The following is a 15,992-nucleotide window of genomic DNA, read 5'->3' as shown; positions in this document are numbered from 1 at the left end:
CCCGGTTCCTCCTCCATCCCCCTTCAGGAGCCGCACCATGAACTCGCCCACCACCCTGCCCGGACCAGCACCCCGAACCGGACGCCGAGCCATCCGGTCCGCCGCCGTCCTCGTGACCTCCCTGGCCGCGACCCTGGTACCGGCCGCCCCCTCCCGGGCCGCGGACACCAGCGTCACCGTCGACTTCGCCACCGCCGGAGGCGCCCCCACCTACCGCGCCTCCGGAATGATCTACGGCATGACGCCGAACGGCTCACTCCCGCAGGACCACTTCTTCAAGGACATCAAGTGGCACTTCATGCGGGCCGGCGGCGCCCAGCTCAACAGCGGCGGCTATGCCACCAGCCTCGCCGAGTACCAGACCCGCTGGAACTCGACCCTGGCGCAGTACAAGCGCACCGCCGCCCTCGGCGGCACCTTCGTGCTCCTGCCGCACGACCTGTGGGGCGCCGACAGCACCACCCACGTGGGCTGGCCCGGTGACAACGGCGACTGGACGCAGTTCGACAACTTCGTCACCCAGCTCATCAACGACGTCAGAGCCAACAACATGACAGTCCAGTGGGACCTGTGGAACGAGCCCGACGGCAGCGGCTTCTGGGGCGCCTCGCAGGCGCAGTACCTGCAGATGTGGTCGCGGTTCTACGCCCGCGTCCGGGCGGCGTTCCCGGGCCAGCTCATCGTCGGCCCCAGCATCGCCGGCCAGCCCACCTCCTCCAACAGCTGGTGGACCACGTATCTCAACTACGTCAAGGCGAACAACGTCGCCCCCGACATCTACAGCTGGCACGACGAACCCGCCGACCCCGTCCCGGGCGTCGCAAGCGCCAACTCCACCCTCGCCGCCGCGGGTCTGGCCAACACCCGCGCGTACCAGATCAACGAGTACGCCGCGCTGTCCCAGCAGAACCCCGGCGGCGGTGCCTGGTTCATCGGCCGCCTGGAGCGGGCCGGCGCCGACGGCCTGCGCGGCAACTGGGCATCCGGCACCGCTCTGCACGATGACGAGGCGAACCTGCTCACCAAGAACAGCGCGGGCCAGTACCTGCCGCTGGGCGAGTGGTTCATGTACCGCTACTACGGATCCCAGACCGGCAACATCGTCAACCTCGTCCCCGGCTCCGCCACCGACGGCCTCGCCACCAAGGACAACACCGCGAAGAACGCCAAGGTGCTGCTCGGCAGCAACGGCAACACCGGCAACGTCACGGTCAACCTCACCGGCCTGGGCACCACCTCGGTGGTGGAGAGCGGCAAGGTCCGTGCGGTCGTCCAGCGCGTCCCCTACAACAACGGCGCCGCGGTGGCAGGCCCGGAGACGATCTCCGACACCACCCTGACGGTCAGCAACAACGCGGCCTCGGTGAGCCTGCCCTGGAGCAACGCCAAGGACGGCTACACCGTCACCCTGCTCCCGCCGTCCAACACCACCGTCTCCACGGTCGCCGTCAGCGAGAACAGCGGCCAGTGCCTGGACGACACCAACCTGAGCACCGCCAACGGCACCCAGTACCAGCAGTGGAACTGCGAGGGCGGCTACCAGCAGATGCTCGACCTCAAGCCGGTGTCGGGCCGGACGAACACCTACACGGTCGTCAACGAGCTCAGCGGCAAGTGCCTCGACGTCTCCGGAGCCTCCACCACCGACGACGCCGCCGTCATCCAGTACACCTGCAACGGCCAGACCAATCAGATGTTCACCCTCAACCCCGTCACCGCACTCGGCAACAGCAACGACTACCAACTCGTCGCCGTCCACAGCGGCAAGTGCGTCGACGTCAGCGACGTCTCCACCGCTCCCGGTGCCCGGATCCACCAGTGGACCTGCGACCCCGCGAGCGCCCTGAGCACCAAGAAGAACCAGATCTGGCGCCTCCTCGGCAAGGACTGACGGCCGGCACCTCTGGAATGTCCCCCGGGCCGCACGGCCGTCCGGTATCGCTGTCGGACGGCCGCGTGCCTCGCCCGTCCCTGACGCGGCTGGCGCATCCGCTCGGCTCAGCGCGCCGCGCCGTTGACTCGCGTCTGCCGGCCGGTGGGAGCGGCAGCTGTGCTGGAGCGCAGCGAGATCGAGGGTGCCAGCAGGATGTGCCGAGGCGGGGTGTCCGGCGCGGCGATACGTTCCACCAGCAGGGAAACGGCCTTCTCGCCCATCTCCAGGGCCGGTACGTCCGCCGCGGTGAGCGGCGGACGGAAGTCATCGGCCCACGTCTTCGCCGCCACTCCGGTGATGGAGAAGTCGTACGGCACTTCGAGACCGGTGTCCGCCAGTGCCCTCTGGATGCCGGGCAGGGCGGCCTCGTTGATGGTGGTGACAGCGGTGAGGTCCGGGTGACTGCGCAGGAGCGTCGTGATGCATTCCTGGCCGGAACGGGCATCGTCCCCACACGGCACTTCGATGCCGTCGAGGCCGCGTTCCGCCAGGGCCTTCTCGAAACCCTCCCTGGCCCTGCGGGCGGGGCCGTAACCCGCCGCGATGAGTTCCGGGGACCGGGTGACCAGAGCCACCCGGCGGTGCCCGAGATCGGCGAGGTGCCGCACGCTGTGCTCGATCAGGCCGGCGTAGTCGACGTCGATCCAGGACATCTGCTGGTCGCCGGCCGTGTGCCCGATGCCGACGAAGGGCAGCCCGGCGTCCTGCAGGCGACCGACACGAGGATCCTCCAGGCGGATCTCCATGAGAATCACACCGTCCACGCGGCTCTCCGAGACCAACCGCTCGAAGGAACGGTCGTGATCCCCGCCGGAAGTGGACAGCAGCACATCCAGGTCCACCCGGGCGGCTGCGTCGACCACGCTGGCGACGAAGTCCAGTTGCATGTGCGTGAGCCGACTGCCGGCGGGCGGGACGACCAGACCGATCGTCCGGGTCCGCCCCTCCTTGAGGGCCCTCGCGGCCGCGTTGGGCCGATATCCCAACTCGTCGATCACGTCTTGGACACGCCTGCGGGTGCCGGCCGCGACAGGTCGTTTGCCGCTCAGCGCGTACGACACCGTGCTCCGTGACACGCCCGCGCGCCGGGCGATCTCCCCGATGTTCATGAAGCTCCCAAGAACTCACCCACAGGCCAGAAGAATACCTAGCGCGCAATGTTTCGTTCCTGGGGCAGGGGCTGGTCGCGGACCCGCCCGGCGGTGCCGAAGTGGCGTCGGGCTGCCGGGAACCGTCACGCGTTCCGCGTCTCACGCGGTACCGAAAGGGTGTGGAGCGAATCGATTCCATGCAAGCGCTTCGACATGAAGGTACGACCGGTGGATTGCGGGGTCAATGCTGTGCGCGAGGCGAATGCGGCGCCGCCGCGCGCATCGAAGCCCCGCCGCTTCGGCCAGTGCCTGCGACCCGGCCGCTCGTCCCCGGGGTTGCGTGTCTACGTCCCTGTTCGCCGGCATGATGGCGGGTCACCCCAGGTGATCCGGGCCGGGTTGTAGGACACACCCGATCGACCGGCCGCTCTTGCGCGGCAGGAGGTCGCGCCGCCACCTGCCTGCCGCCATGTCGGACCCGCTCGGGCGTGCCGATCCGTCCCGATACGCAGGAATCAGCCATCGAATCGATTCCGCGACAAGGTTCGGAGCAGAAGACTCCGCCCCCTTGACAGCCCTGCGAAATCGGGAGCACCGTCTCCCCCCGAAACCTCTCTGTAATCCCGCTGCAAAAACGGCACGCAAGCGCTTCCGGATCACTAGCGCCACCCACACAACCCGACTGGGTTGCGCCGACACGGTAGGGAGATGAGATGGGAACCACACGTGCAGGACGTCGCCCGCTGTCAGGACGCGGTGGCGTCCGACGGCTGTTCGCGGCGGTACGGCGCCGTGGCCGGCCGGAAAATGTGCCGGACCAGGAAGACGTCCGTCCGTCGGCGCCCTTGTCCCGTACTCGGCCGAAGACGTTCGTCAGGGCGGGGGCCGCAGCCGTGCTCGTCGCCGGCGCGCTGGTCGGCGCCACGGCCACGGCCGGCACAGCCCGGGCCGCCGCGGCCGGGCCGTGCGACCTCTACGCGGCCGGCGGGTCGCCCTGTGTGGCGGCGCACAGCACGACGCGGGCGCTGTACGCCTCGTACAACGGGCCGCTCTACCAGGTCCGGCGGGCCTCGGACAACACCACCCGGGACATCGGCCTGCTGAGTGCGGGCGGCTACGCCGACGCCGCGGCGCAGGACTCGTTCTGCTCGGGCACGACCTGCCTGATCACGATCATCTACGACCAGTCCGGGCGCAGCAACAACCTCACCCAGGCGCCCGGGGGCGGTGCCGCGGGCGGCCCCGACAACCTCGCGAACGCGACCGCCGCACCCACCACGGTGGGAGGTCACAAGGCCTACGGCGTTTTCGTGGCGCCCGGCACGGGTTACCGCAACAACCACACCAATGGCATCGCGACCGGGGACAACCCCGAGGGCATGTACGCGATCTTCGACGGCACGCACTACAACGGCGGGTGCTGCTTCGACTACGGCAACGCCGAGACGGACAGCAACGACGACGGCAACGGCACCATGGAGGCCATCTACTTCGGCAACATCAAGGTCTGGGGCTACGGTGCGGGCAACGGCCCCTGGATCATGGCCGATCTGGAGAACGGCCTGTTCTCCGGCGTCGATCAGCACTACAACGCCGGCGACCCGACCATCAACTACCGGTATACGACCGCCATCGTCAAGGGCGGGGCGAACCACTGGGCGATCCGCGGCGGCAACGCGCAGTCCGGCGGCCTGTCCACCTTCTACGACGGGCCGCGCCCCAACGTCTCGGGCTACAACCCGATGCGGAAGCAGGGTGCCATCATCCTGGGCATCGGCGGCGACAACAGCAAGGGCGCCCAAGGCACCTTCTACGAAGGCGTGATGACCTCCGGCTACCCGTCGGACGCCACCGAGAACGCGGTCCAGGCCAACATCACCGCGGCCGGATACGGCAACTCCTCCGGCGGGACGGGCACGGGTGCGCTGCATGCGGTGGGCGCGGGCAAGTGCCTGGACGTGCCGAACTCGTCCACCACGGCCGGCACACAGCTGCAGATCTGGGACTGCAGCGGCGGCGCCAACCAGACCTGGACCCGCACGTCCTCCAACCAGTTGACCGTCTACAGCGGCAGCAGCCAGATGTGCCTGGACGCGTACAACAACCAGACGTCCGCCGGTACCAAGGTGGTGACCTGGCCGTGCAACGGCGGGGCCAACCAGCAGTGGCAGGTGAACTCCGACGGCACCGTCACCGGCACGCAGTCCGGGCTCTGCCTCGACGTCACCGGCGCCTCCACGGCCAACGGCGCCCTGGCTGAACTCTGGCCGTGCAACGGTGGGTCGAACCAGCGCTGGAGTCTCACCTGACGTGAACGGCTCCCACCCGTGGCCGGCTGACCGCCGGCCACGGGGCGCGGCGCCGCCGGATGCAGGCGGCCACGACGGCGAAGAACGCCGCACGCCCCTGCCACCACCGGGCACACGCGTCACCACAGGAGGATGACGATGTCCAGAGCCAGAGTGCTCCGCGGCCTCTGGGCCGTCCCCGTACGTCTGCTCGCCCTACTGGCCGTGAGCGTGGCCACGGCCGGGGCCACGAGCGCCGTACCGGCCGAGCGTCAAGCGGCGGCCGCCGCCGTGTACGTGGCGCCGGGGGCGACCCCCGGCGGGGACGGCACCGCCCAGCGGCCGTTCGCCACCCTCGACCAGGCGCGACAGCCCGCGCACCAGCTCTCGGCCGATTCGGATGTCGTGGTCTACCTGGCCGGTGGCACCTACCGGTTGTCCCAGCCGCTGGCCTTCGGCTCCGGCGACGGCGGCCAGAACGGCCACACCATCAGCTACCAGGCCATGTCCGGGCAGCAGCCGGTCGTGACCGGCGCCCAGCAGGTAGCAGGTTGGCAGGTGCATGATCGGACCACAGTATCTGGTCGGTCCACGTCGGCAGCGGTGTGAGCACGTCAGTTGTACGTGAACGGCAAGGAGCCACCGCGGGCGCGATCCAGGTGCCCCGCTCCGGTTTCGCCTTCACGCAGACCGGCCTGACCATCACCGACTCCATCTGGGACTGCAACGGCGGCGCCAACCAGCAGTGGACCGCTCTGCCGGTCTCCTGAGCCTGATCGGGACCTCCGTCCCCACACACAAGGAGAATGATCGTTCATGTCCTGGCTCAACGAAGAGCCCCGTCTCCGCAAGGCTCTGGTCTCGGCAACCGGTCTGACGGTCGGCACGGTACTGGCCCTGGCCGCGACCGTGGCCCCCGCCGCACACGCGGCTTCCGGCACACTGGGCTCGGCCGCGGCCGGCAGCGGCCGCTATTTCGGCACCGCCGTGGCCGCCGGGAAGCTCGGCGACTCGACGTATTCCACGATTCTCGACCGGGAATTCAACATGATCACCCCGGAGAACGAGATGAAGTGGGACACCACCGAACCGTCCCGCGGCAACTTCAACTTCGGGCCCGGTGACCAGATCGTCAACCACGCCACCGCGCACGGGCAGCGGATGCGCGGCCACACGCTGGTCTGGCACTCCCAACTGCCCGGCTGGGTCAGCTCGATCACGGACGCGAACACCCTGCGCAGTGTCATGAACAACCACATCACCACGGAGATGAACCACTTCAAGGGCAAGATCTACGCCTGGGACGTGGTCAACGAAGCCTTCGCCGACGGAGGCAGCGGCCAGCACCGCAGCTCGGTGTTCCAGAACGTGCTCGGCAACGGCTTCATCGAGGAGGCGTTCCGCACCGCCCGAGCCACCGACTCCTCGGCCAAGCTCTGCTACAACGACTACAACATCGAGAACTGGACCGACGCCAAGACGCAGGGCGTCTACAACATGGTGCGCGACTTCAAGGCGCGCGGCGTGCCCATCGACTGCGTCGGCTTCCAGAGCCACTTCGGCGCCGGCGGCCCGCCGTCGAGCTTCCAGACCACCTTGTCCAACTTCGCCGCCCTCGGCGTCGACGTCCAGATCACCGAACTCGACATCGCCCAGGCGTCGCCCACCGCCTACGCCAACACGGTCCAGGCGTGCATGAACGTCCCCCGCTGCACCGGCATCACCACGTGGGGGATCAGGGACAGCGACTCATGGCGGACAGGGGAGAACCCGCTGCTGTTCGACAACAACGGCAACAAGAAGCCGGCCTACGACGCGGTCCTGTCCGCGCTGGGCGGCAGTACGGGGAACCCGGGGGGCATCGTCTCGGGCACGGTGTATTCGCTGAGCGATGTCGCTGCGGGTCGGGTGTTGGACGTACCGGGCAGCCAGTCGGCGAATGGCACGCCCCTGGAGATCTGGGATGGCAACGGTGGTGCGAATCAGCAGTAGCGGGCGAATCAGAACGGTGATGGCTCCTACACACTGACGAACATCGGCAGTGGGCGGGTTCTGGACGAGCCGGGTGGTCAGACGGGCAACGGCACGCGGATGGAGATCTGGGATGCCAACGGCGGTGCGAACCAGCACTGGCGGGCGAGCCGGAACGACGACGGTTCGTACACCTTGACCAACGTCGCTTCCGGCCGGGCGCTGGAGGTCCCCAGCGGGCAGAGCGCCAATGGGGCCCCGGTCCAGGTCTGGGACTCCAACGGCGGCGCCAACCAGCACTGGAACCTCAGGTGAGGTGATCGGCGCCCAGCGCGCGCTCCTGCCCCCCGGCACTGCGGCGAAGTACAGGTCGGGGGCCCTGGGAACGAAGTTCGTCACCGCGATGCTGAAGAACAACGGCACGTCGAGGTTCGCCCTCAAGGGCGGCGACGCCCAGTCAGGGGGCCTGACCACCCTGTGGGACGGCGGGCTTCCCGGCGGATACAGCCCCATGAAGAAACAAGGGGCCATCGTCCTGGGCAGCGGCGGCGACTGCTGCAAGCCCGGCGGCGGCGCCAACCTGAGCGCCGGCACCTTCTACGAGGGAGCCATCGTCGCCGGCTACCCCTCCGACGCGACAGACAACGCGGTGCAGGCCAGCATCACCGCCGCCGGCTACCGCTGACCCCCCGCTCCCAACTCGGCACAGGAGTCGATGACTTATGCCCAGGACCAACGAGAGAGCCAGGCGTCTTCGGCCGCTTCCGCTGCCGCTGCCGTCCCCGCGCAGAACCCTGGCGCTCATCTTCTCGGCCGTGCTGCTGACCGTGACCGCCCCCCTGCTCTCCCTCGGCACGGCGCAGCCCGCCGCCGCGCTCGGCAACGGGCTCGCGCCGACCCCGCAGATGGGCTTCAACGACTGGAACGCGTACGGCTGCGGTGTCTCCGAGTCGCTGATCAAGTCCACCGCGCAGGCGATGCACACCAACGGCATGCAGGCGGCGGGCTACTCGTACGTCAACATCGACGACTGCTGGATGACCCACAGTCGTGATTCCGGCGGCCGTCTGGTGCCGGACCCGGCCAAGTTCCCCGACGGTATCAAGGGCACCGCGGACTACGTGCACTCGCTGGGGCTGAAGCTGGGGATCTACGAGGACGCGGGCACCGCGACCTGCGCCGGGTACCCGGGCAGCCTGGGGCACGAGACCACGGACGCGCAGTCGTTCGCGTCGTGGGGTGTGGACTATCTGAAGTACGACAACTGCAACAACGCCGGGGCGCCGGCGCAGAGCCGGTACACCGCCATGCGGGACGCGCTGGCGGCCACCGGACGGCCGATCCTGTACAGCCTGTGCAACTGGGGCCAGGAGAACGTGTGGACCTGGGGTGCGGGCGTGGGCAACAGCTGGCGCACCACCGGGGACATCAACGCGAGCTTCTCCAGCATGCTGTCGATCTTCCACAGCAACGTGGGACTGGCCTCCTACGCCGGCCCCGGCCACTGGAACGACCCAGACATGCTGGAGGTCGGCAACGGCTCGATGACGGCCACCGAGAGCCGCAGCGAGTTCAGTCTGTGGGCGGAGATGGCCGCGCCGCTGATCGCGGGCACCGACATCCCCTCGGCCAGTGCGGACACCTTGTCCACCCTGACCAACTCCCGGGTGATCGCCGTGGACCAGGACTCCCTGGGCAGACAGGGCACCATGGTGTCGTCCGCGGGCGGCCTGGACGTGCTGGCCAAGCCGCTGGCGGGCGGGGACGTGTCGGTGGCGCTGTTCAATGAGACGGGCTCGACGGCGACCATCTCCACCACCGCGGACGCGATCGGGAAGACCGGGGCGTCCGCCTACACCCTGACCGACCTGTGGTCGGGGGCGTCCTCGACCACCTCGGGCACGATCAGCGCCTCGGTCCCTGCGCACGGCACGGTGATGTACCGGGTCGCGGGCGGCACCGGCGGCGGAGGGTCCGCCGTGACCGGTGAGCTGCACGCGGTGGGTGCGGGCAAGTGCCTGGACGTACCGAACTCGACCACGACCGCCGGCACCCAGGTGGAGATCTGGAGCTGCAACGGCGGGGTCAACCAGATCTGGACGCACTCGACGTCCAGCCGGCTCACCGTCTACTCAGGCAGCGGCCAGATGTGCCTGGACGCCGACAACAACCAGACCACCGCTGGGACGAAGGTGCAGATCTGGCCCTGCAACGGCCAGACCAACCAGCAGTGGAGGCGGAATTCCAACGGAACGATCACCGGCGTGCAGTCCGGTCTGTGCCTGGACGTCACAGGAGCGGCCACCGCCGACGGAACCCTCGCCGAGCTGTGGACCTGCAACGGCAACAGCAACCAGCAGTGGACGCTGGGATGAGGCTCCCGTGCTTTTCGCCGGGCCCCACAGAGGAGGTCTCCATGCTCAAGCCGGCCGCCGGCCGCCAGCCGCCGACGAAGGCGGTTCACAGCCGTGTACCTGTTCGCCCTGGCGATCGTCCTGGCCGTCCCGGCGGTAGTCCCCGGTCTCGTTCTCGTCCGGTACGAAGGGAGGGCCGACCGGGATCGGGTAGGCGATGTTGACGTAGATGTGCCGCCCGTGGTCGCGCAGCTGCCAGTGGGACGGTACGAGCAGCGAGGCTCAGCCACTGTCGTCGAACTCCCCGGCCTCGAACCCGTGCGGCTCCGGACGCAGCGTCGGCGAGAACCGGAACGCGCACTGCCCGCTCAGGTCGATTCTGGGGAGCGTCGGAGTTCAGGGCCGCACGCGGTGCGAGCCTGCCGTAGCCGGGTGGGTGGTCCTCGAAGCAGTGCACGGACGTACATAAGCCTCCGATCGAAGCGATCGCGGGTGATGCGCGCGACCGTGACCCCCACGCTCTGGAAGCCCTTGAGGATGGCCGTGGACTTCGCGTACACGGTCGCGTAGTCGTCCGACGTCGACAGGCCGACGGGTACGTTCGGGCCGGTGATGAAGTTGTCGTTGGGATCCGCCCAGTTCACTCCGTGGAACTGGCTGGGGGCCGACACCGCCGGGGCGGACTGCGTCGCTGTGGCGGCCTGGGCGGTGCCTCCGGTCAGCAGTCCCAGCAGCGCCAGGGTCGAGGCCGTCGCGCCGGCGATCAGGCCCCGGGCGGTGAGGAGGTGTCTGCGGTCGGCGCCCCGCGGGCTGTCCGAGCCGTCGGGAGTGTTCGCCTGCCGATCGGCCACTGGATGTTCCCGGTGGCGTGACAGGCGCGCTGTCGTGGTGTTCACGAAGTCTCCTTGCGAGGTGGGGGAATCGCCGCCGCGATCGGCGGCCGGAGCACGGGAGTCGGGGCACGGCGGAGCCGCTGCGCCGCCGGCGACTGCCGGGCGCGGCCGCCGTGGCGGCGGGCAGGTGGACGACCGGCACCACGCTGCTGACCGTCACAGGTGGTGCCGCCTCCTGGTGGGGAGACCGGCACCACCCGCCTTTCCCTGCGGATTCGCGTGGATCAGCCCAGGGTCCATCGCTGGTTGTCGGATCGCCGTGGCGACGACACTCAGGCAGCCTGGACGGCGTCAGCGTGGCAACCGATGCCGGCCGGGCGACGCATGCGAAGGGCCTGTGTCCCGTGGCCGGAACGGTCGTGCTGAAGACGTGGTTTCGGCCTCGCGCAGTCACGGGGCCGGGGCGGGCTTCGCCGTCCGCTCCCGGCCCGCACAGGTCACTGCACGGTGAAGGTCCACTGGAGGTTGGTGCTGCCGTTCCAGTGCCATTGCTTGGTGACGGAGCCGGAAGTGACCTGGCCGCCGCCGTCGAGGACGAGGCCGGTGGAGCGGTTGGCAATGCTGTAGCAGCCGTTGCCGCGGTCTGTGATCTGCCACTGCTGGTTGTTGCCGCCGTTCCAGGGGGCCTGCTGGGCCGCCGCCCCGTCGCTGGTGGCACCCCAGCCGTCGGCGGCCATGCCGTTGGTGCGGTTGACCAGGCGGTAGTAACCGTTGCCCAGGTCGACGGCCTGCCACTGCTGGTTGTCGCCGCCGTTCCAGGTCCACTGGATGAGGTCGCTGCCGTAGGCGACGTTGCCGCCGCTGTCCAGGGCCAGCCCGTCGGTGAGGTTGGTGACGCGAAGGTACGAGGTCGGGTTGAAGATCACCTTCAGCGAGGTGATGGCGTCGTTGTTGCCGGTGTTGCGCAGGTCGGGGTTGTCGGCGCTGAACGTCCAGGACGTGCCGGAGAAGTTGTCCCCCGAGTAGCCGATGACCTGGTAGCCGGCGGATATCTTCAAGGAGGAGATCGAGCGTGCCCCGAGCCCGGCGCTCTGCAGCTGCGCGGCGGTGTAGCCGCCCAGCACGAGCCTGGCCGCCGAGCCCCCGTACCGGACATCGCTGTACGCGTCGGCGACACCGCTTTCGGTGAGAGGCGGAATCTGGCCGGAGAAGGTGAACTTCAGCACGTACGCGAGGGCGTTGAACGGCGCCGAGGACGACGGAAGGCTGATCTGCAGTCCGCCGCTGCTCTGCGTCGGCGTGGGCAGTTTGATGTACGTACCGCTGTTGGCGTCCAGCAGCTGCACGGACGACAGTGACGTGAGGTCGATGCGTCCGCTCGCCAGAGTGGTGATCGTCGTGGAGCTGCCCGGCCAGCCCAGAACCGTCGCGTACAGGACGTTGTCGGCCTTGTTGCGGGTGAACCGGAAGTCCTTGTTCCTCCCGGCCACGGGGGCCGTGAAGGAGCCTCCGCCCATCTTGGTCGGGCCCTCGCCGTAGGCGGTCCAGGCGCGGGTGGCGTACAGGGACTCGCCGAAGCGCTTGAGGTAGTCGCCGAGGCCGAGCAGGACGTCCTTCTGGCCCTGGGGGATGGTGCCGTCGGCCATGGGGGCGATGTTGAGCAGCATGTTGCCGTTCTTGCTGATCCGGTCGATCAGCGAGTGCAGCATCTGGGTGGTGGAGTAGTAGCCGATGCCGACGGTGTAACACCAGCTGGAGTTGCTGAGGCTGTCGTCGGTCAGCCAGTAGGGGTTGGTGATGTCGGCCGGCCCGCCGCGCTCGTAGTCGAACATCTCGCCGTTGTTGTCGTAGCCGTCTTTGTAGGTGGCCACGACCTCTTTGCCCCAGGAGTTGGCCTGGTTGTAGTAGTAGGAAAGGAAGTTCAGCCGCTGGGTCTCGTCGACCAGGCTCAGGTCGAAGTCCTCCCACAGGATGTCCGGCTGTGCCAGGTCCACGACCTCCTTGAGCTTGTCGTACCACAGCTGGTTCTCCGCGGCGGTGTCGAGCTGACCGTAGAGCTTCTTCAGGCTGGTGGTCGGCTGCGCGGGCACGTGGTCGTAGTAGCCGTTGAAGTTGAACGCGTGGTGCATGGCCACCAGCAGTTTCAGGCCCTTGCCCCGGATGGCGTCACGGAACAGCGCCAGCAGGTTCAGACCCGGCCCGTGCCTGACGGAGTTCCACTCGTTGGCCGAGCTGTTCCACATCGAGAACCCGTCGTGGTGTTCGGACACCGGTCCGGCGAACTTCGCGCCCGCGTCCACGAACAGCTGCGCCCAGGCGTCCGGGTCGAACTTGCCGCCCCGGGAGACCAGTTCGGGCGCGAACTGCACCCAGTTGCCCGCCTTGTCGGGGGCCCCGTCGAGGAAGTTGTTGTACGGCCACACCGAGGGGTCGCCGTAGGTGGCGACGTGGTGGGCGTTGGCGGCCATCCCCGAGTTGTACATGTTCCGCGGGTACCACTCGTTGTCGTAGGCCGGGACGCTGAAGGCACCCCAGTGGAAGTAGATCCCGAACTTCGCGTCCTGGAACCACTCCGGCGCCGCCGGGTGCTGGTCCACCGACGCCCACGTGGGCGAGTACGACGACGGAGCCGCCAGCGCCCTCGCCGTCCCGACTGTGAGGTCCGCCGTGACGGCGGCGACGACACCGGCGGCACTCGACAGGAACACACGTCTGCTGATCGTCATAGCGGAACCCTTCGTCGATTCACATGGAGGCGCGTAGGAGCTGGACGCGACGAACTCACGTGGACGTCCTGGTCTGGAAGGCGTGCTTGTCCGGAGCTGTGGACGCGGACGAGGGGGCACACGTCGCGGGTGCCTGCCCATGCCGCGCTCAGGTCACTGTGCGCTTGCCGTCAGTAGTGCTACGGAGCCTGCCGGGCAGGCAGGGGCAGTGGAGGCCCCACATCTGGGCCACGACCGGCCAGTTGCCCGCTCGTGTGCCGGTCGCCGGCCGGCATGGCGCGGCAGGTGCCTGCCGACCCGCTCGCGTCGTCGGCAGCGGCGTGCTGCTCCGGATGGACCCGCCGGATGCCGGGTCGGCGGGCTGACTCGAGCGCTGCTGTTCTCCGCCGGGACAGCCGGCTCCGTCGGCGAGGGCCCTCGCCGACGCCCCTTCTTCTGCCGTCGCGTTGCTTGCCGTTCGATTCTGTCGCACTGCAACGCTTGCCTATGGAACGCTCGCCGACGACGGCGCAGCGATGGTGAATCGATACATGGGATGGATGTCGCGTGCGCCCATAGGATCCTCGCAGTGCGGCCTTGTGTCCAACTCGCTGAAACAGATGGGAGCATGCCTCGACCGAGGGGGACGGTCAAGAGTCGCGGCACACAACTGCCGTAACACACATGGGATGTCTCATTCTCCTGTGTGCGTTCGTGACGCCATGTCGGAGAGGGGCGTCGAGACCCTTGACTGTGCGGTTGTGAAGTAGTTCCCTGTGTCTCGCGTTTGATTGTGCGTCATCTTGGTGGGTGCGGCGGCCATGGGATGAGACCGTCCGGTTCGTTGCGCGAGTGACACCGGCGTGAGCAGTCGCAGGCAGAGGGGGACGCGTCCCGCGGGGGCCGGCCCTCTCCGCGCGGACGGAACGTGCCGCACGGCCGCCCGCGGCCGCACCTACGACCGAAAGCGCTGTCATGTCCAGCTGCGGTACCGGCACAGCATCCTCGACGGTTTCTTCGCCGGTACCGGCTTCGGTCTGACCACGATGTGCCGAAGTCGGCAATCCTCACCGACGTCTACCGAAGGGGGAGGGCCTCGCCGGAGCGCAGGTGTTCTCTCAGCCACTGTTCGGTGTTGCTCACGTGCAGCAGCGCGGCGGCCTGGCTCAGAGCGGCGTCGCGGGTGGACAGAGCGTTGAAGATCGCCTCGTGCTCGGCGAGGGTGCGGTCCGAGGCCTGGGCGTCGAGCAGGCCGCGCCAGATGCGGGCGCGCAGGGTGCGGCCGGAGATGCTCTCCAGAAGGGTGAGCAGGGTCTCGTTGCCGGCGGCGGAGACGACCGCGTGATGGAAGGCGGCGTCGTGTGTGGTGAGCTGCTCGGGCTCGTCGCGGGCCTCGCGCATGGCGTCGAGGTGGCGCTTTATCTCGGCCAGCTGGGCGTCGTTGATCCGGGTGGCGGCCAGGGCGGTGGTGACCGGTTCCAGGAGCCGTCGTACCTCCATGAGGTCCTGCAGGGCGGCCGAGTCGCCCTGCAGCAGTTCCACCGCACCGCCCAGACCTTCCAACAGCAGGCTCGGCTGCAGGCTGGTCACGTACGTGCCGTCGCCCCGCCGGACCTCCAGGACCCGCGCGACGGCCAGCGCCTTGACCGCCTCACGGGCCAGGTTGCGGGACAGGCCCAGCTGGGCCGCAAGGTCCGGCTCGGGCGGCAGCTTCGATCCCGGCGGCAGCGCACCCGTGCGGATCAGCTCACGGATCTGCGCAATGGCCTTGTCCGTCAGAGACACCGCGAACTCCTTCCGGGACCGCTCGCCGTGGGCACGTCCGACCTGATCAGCCCTTGGGCACGGAGATCGTCCCAGAGGCCGTCGGGGATGCGCCCGCGGTGGAGTTCCACGTTTCGTACGACCTGTTCCGGAGTCCGCATGCCGAGGGTGACGTTAATGATAGTGCGATGCCTGAGGGGGAAGGCGATGGCGGCGGCCGGCAGGCTCGTGCCGTGGGCGGCACAGACCTCGGCGATCGCCAGAGCGCGGGCCACCAGATCAGAGGGAGCGTCCTGGTAATCGTACTTCATGCCCTCGGCGGGGCGGTCGCGGGAGAGCAGTCCCGAGTTGAACACGCCCACGGCCACCACGCTCTTGCCGAGTGCCTGCGCGGCGGGCAGGACGTCGTCGAGGGCGGACTGGTCGAGGAGGGTGTAGCGCCCCGCGAGCATCACCACGTCGGCTGCGGTCTCACGCAGGAAGCGGGCGAGCATGCCCGACTGGTTCATGCCGGCGCCGATCGCGCCGATCACCCCCTGGCCGCGCAGTTCGGCCAGAGCGGGCATGGCCTCCTCGGCGGCCTGCCGCCAGTGGTCGTCCGGATCGTGCAGGTAGACGACGTCCAGGCGGTCCAGGCCGGTGCGTTCCAGGGTCGCCTCGATGGAGCGCAGCACTCCGTCGCGGCTGAAGTCCCACTGCCTGCGCAGGTCGTCCCGCACCACGAAGCCCTCGCTGTCGACCCCGCGCGGCCGCTCGTTGGGGACGAGCAGGCGGCCGACCTTGGAGGAGACGACGTACTCGTCGCGCGGACGGCCCCGCAGGGCGGCCCCCAGGCGTCGCTCGGAGAGACCGAGCCCGTAGTGCGGTGCCGTGTCGAAGTACCGGATGCCGGCCTCCCAGGCCGCCTCGATCGCGGCCTGCGCGTCCTGCGGAGGGGTCACTCGGTAGAGGTTGCCGATCACGGAGGCCCCGAAGCCGAGCTCCGTGAACTCGACGGGTGAGTTCGCGATCTGCCGATGCCTCATGGTCTGCCTGCTCACCTGTGCTCCTCCA

General features: G+C 68.8%; 11 protein-coding genes and 2 pseudogenes. 7 read left to right on the top strand and 6 right to left on the bottom strand.

The annotated features are described in order from the left end of the window. Positions 1-37 precede the first annotated feature (37 nt). On the top strand, positions 38-1,891 hold the full coding sequence (locus ABTY98_RS18090; protein ID WP_352221904.1) for an RICIN domain-containing protein: 1,854 nt from the start codon (positions 38-40) through the stop codon (positions 1,889-1,891). Positions 1,892-1,998: 107 nt separating this feature from the next. Here ABTY98_RS18090 and ABTY98_RS18085 read toward each other — a convergent pair whose 3' ends face one another. Further along, the gene (locus ABTY98_RS18085) at positions 1,999-3,042 is read right to left on the bottom strand and encodes a LacI family DNA-binding transcriptional regulator (RefSeq protein ID WP_352221903.1); all 1,044 of its coding nucleotides are present in this window, start codon (positions 3,040-3,042) and stop codon (positions 1,999-2,001) included. A 695-nt stretch (positions 3,043-3,737) separates the two neighbouring features. Here ABTY98_RS18085 and ABTY98_RS18080 point away from each other — a divergent pair. From ABTY98_RS18080 to ABTY98_RS18055, 6 genes and pseudogenes are all read left to right on the top strand, one after another. Then, positions 3,738-5,333 carry an arabinofuranosidase catalytic domain-containing protein gene (locus ABTY98_RS18080; protein WP_352221902.1) on the top strand — a complete coding sequence of 532 codons (1,596 nt, stop codon included), beginning with the start codon at positions 3,738-3,740 and terminating at the stop codon, positions 5,331-5,333. Between the two features lie 138 nt (positions 5,334-5,471). Continuing rightward, a complete protein-coding gene (locus ABTY98_RS18075; protein WP_352221901.1) occupies positions 5,472-5,921 on the top strand; it encodes a hypothetical protein in 450 nt (149 codons plus the stop codon). Next, positions 5,918-6,082 carry a hypothetical protein gene (locus ABTY98_RS18070; RefSeq protein ID WP_352221900.1) on the top strand — a complete coding sequence of 55 codons (165 nt, stop codon included), beginning with the start codon at positions 5,918-5,920 and terminating at the stop codon, positions 6,080-6,082. Before ABTY98_RS18075 ends, ABTY98_RS18070 begins: the two co-directional genes overlap by 4 nt. Positions 6,083-6,128: 46 nt before the next feature. Next, positions 6,129-7,595: pseudogene (locus ABTY98_RS18065) on the top strand (glycoside hydrolase family 10 protein); the annotation flags it as partial. 64 nt (positions 7,596-7,659) lie between these two features. Then, a pseudogene (locus ABTY98_RS18060) lies at positions 7,660-7,968 on the top strand (arabinofuranosidase catalytic domain-containing protein); the annotation flags it as partial. A gap of 37 nt (positions 7,969-8,005) precedes the next feature. Next, entirely contained in the window at positions 8,006-9,658 is a 1,653-nt protein-coding gene (locus ABTY98_RS18055; RefSeq protein ID WP_352221898.1) for a glycoside hydrolase family 27 protein, read from the top strand. A 45-nt stretch (positions 9,659-9,703) separates the two neighbouring features. Here the strand turns inward: ABTY98_RS18055 and ABTY98_RS42330 are convergent, their stop codons facing one another. From ABTY98_RS42330 to ABTY98_RS18035, 5 genes are all read right to left on the bottom strand, one after another. After that, positions 9,704-9,856, bottom strand: a complete 153-nt coding sequence (locus tag ABTY98_RS42330) for a hypothetical protein (protein ID WP_502994269.1) — start codon at positions 9,854-9,856, stop codon at positions 9,704-9,706. A 149-nt stretch (positions 9,857-10,005) separates the two neighbouring features. Further along, positions 10,006-10,533 carry a hypothetical protein gene (locus ABTY98_RS18050; protein ID WP_352221897.1) on the bottom strand — a complete coding sequence of 176 codons (528 nt, stop codon included), beginning with the start codon at positions 10,531-10,533 and terminating at the stop codon, positions 10,006-10,008. Between the two features lie 434 nt (positions 10,534-10,967). Then, positions 10,968-13,196, bottom strand: coding sequence for an alpha-L-fucosidase (locus ABTY98_RS18045; protein WP_352221896.1), 2,229 nt, complete (start codon positions 13,194-13,196; stop codon positions 10,968-10,970). A gap of 1,056 nt (positions 13,197-14,252) precedes the next feature. Next, a complete protein-coding gene (locus ABTY98_RS18040) occupies positions 14,253-14,960 on the bottom strand; it encodes a FadR/GntR family transcriptional regulator (RefSeq protein ID WP_352221895.1) in 708 nt (235 codons plus the stop codon). Further along, positions 14,951-15,964 carry an aldo/keto reductase gene (locus ABTY98_RS18035; protein WP_352222055.1) on the bottom strand — a complete coding sequence of 338 codons (1,014 nt, stop codon included), beginning with the start codon at positions 15,962-15,964 and terminating at the stop codon, positions 14,951-14,953. Before ABTY98_RS18035 ends, ABTY98_RS18040 begins: the two co-directional genes overlap by 10 nt. Positions 15,965-15,992: the final 28 nt, after the last annotated feature.

It is taken from the genome of Streptomyces sp. NPDC096040, assembly GCF_040303265.1.
Lineage (GTDB): Bacteria > Actinomycetota > Actinomycetes > Streptomycetales > Streptomycetaceae > Streptomyces.
This window is presented reverse-complemented; position numbering and strand designations above follow the sequence as displayed.

Coding starts and splice junctions, on each gene's coding strand:
- ABTY98_RS18035 (WP_352222055.1), bottom strand. CDS start 15,964: ATGAGGCATCGGCAGATCGCGAACTCACCCGTCGAGTTCACGGAGCTC.
- ABTY98_RS18080 (WP_352221902.1), top strand. CDS start 3,738: ATGGGAACCACACGTGCAGGACGTCGCCCGCTGTCAGGACGCGGTGGC.
- ABTY98_RS18075 (WP_352221901.1), top strand. CDS start 5,472: ATGTCCAGAGCCAGAGTGCTCCGCGGCCTCTGGGCCGTCCCCGTACGT.
- ABTY98_RS18055 (WP_352221898.1), top strand. CDS start 8,006: ATGCCCAGGACCAACGAGAGAGCCAGGCGTCTTCGGCCGCTTCCGCTG.
- ABTY98_RS18045 (WP_352221896.1), bottom strand. CDS start 13,196: ATGACGATCAGCAGACGTGTGTTCCTGTCGAGTGCCGCCGGTGTCGTC.
- ABTY98_RS18085 (WP_352221903.1), bottom strand. CDS start 3,042: ATGAACATCGGGGAGATCGCCCGGCGCGCGGGCGTGTCACGGAGCACG.
- ABTY98_RS18090 (WP_352221904.1), top strand. CDS start 38: ATGAACTCGCCCACCACCCTGCCCGGACCAGCACCCCGAACCGGACGC.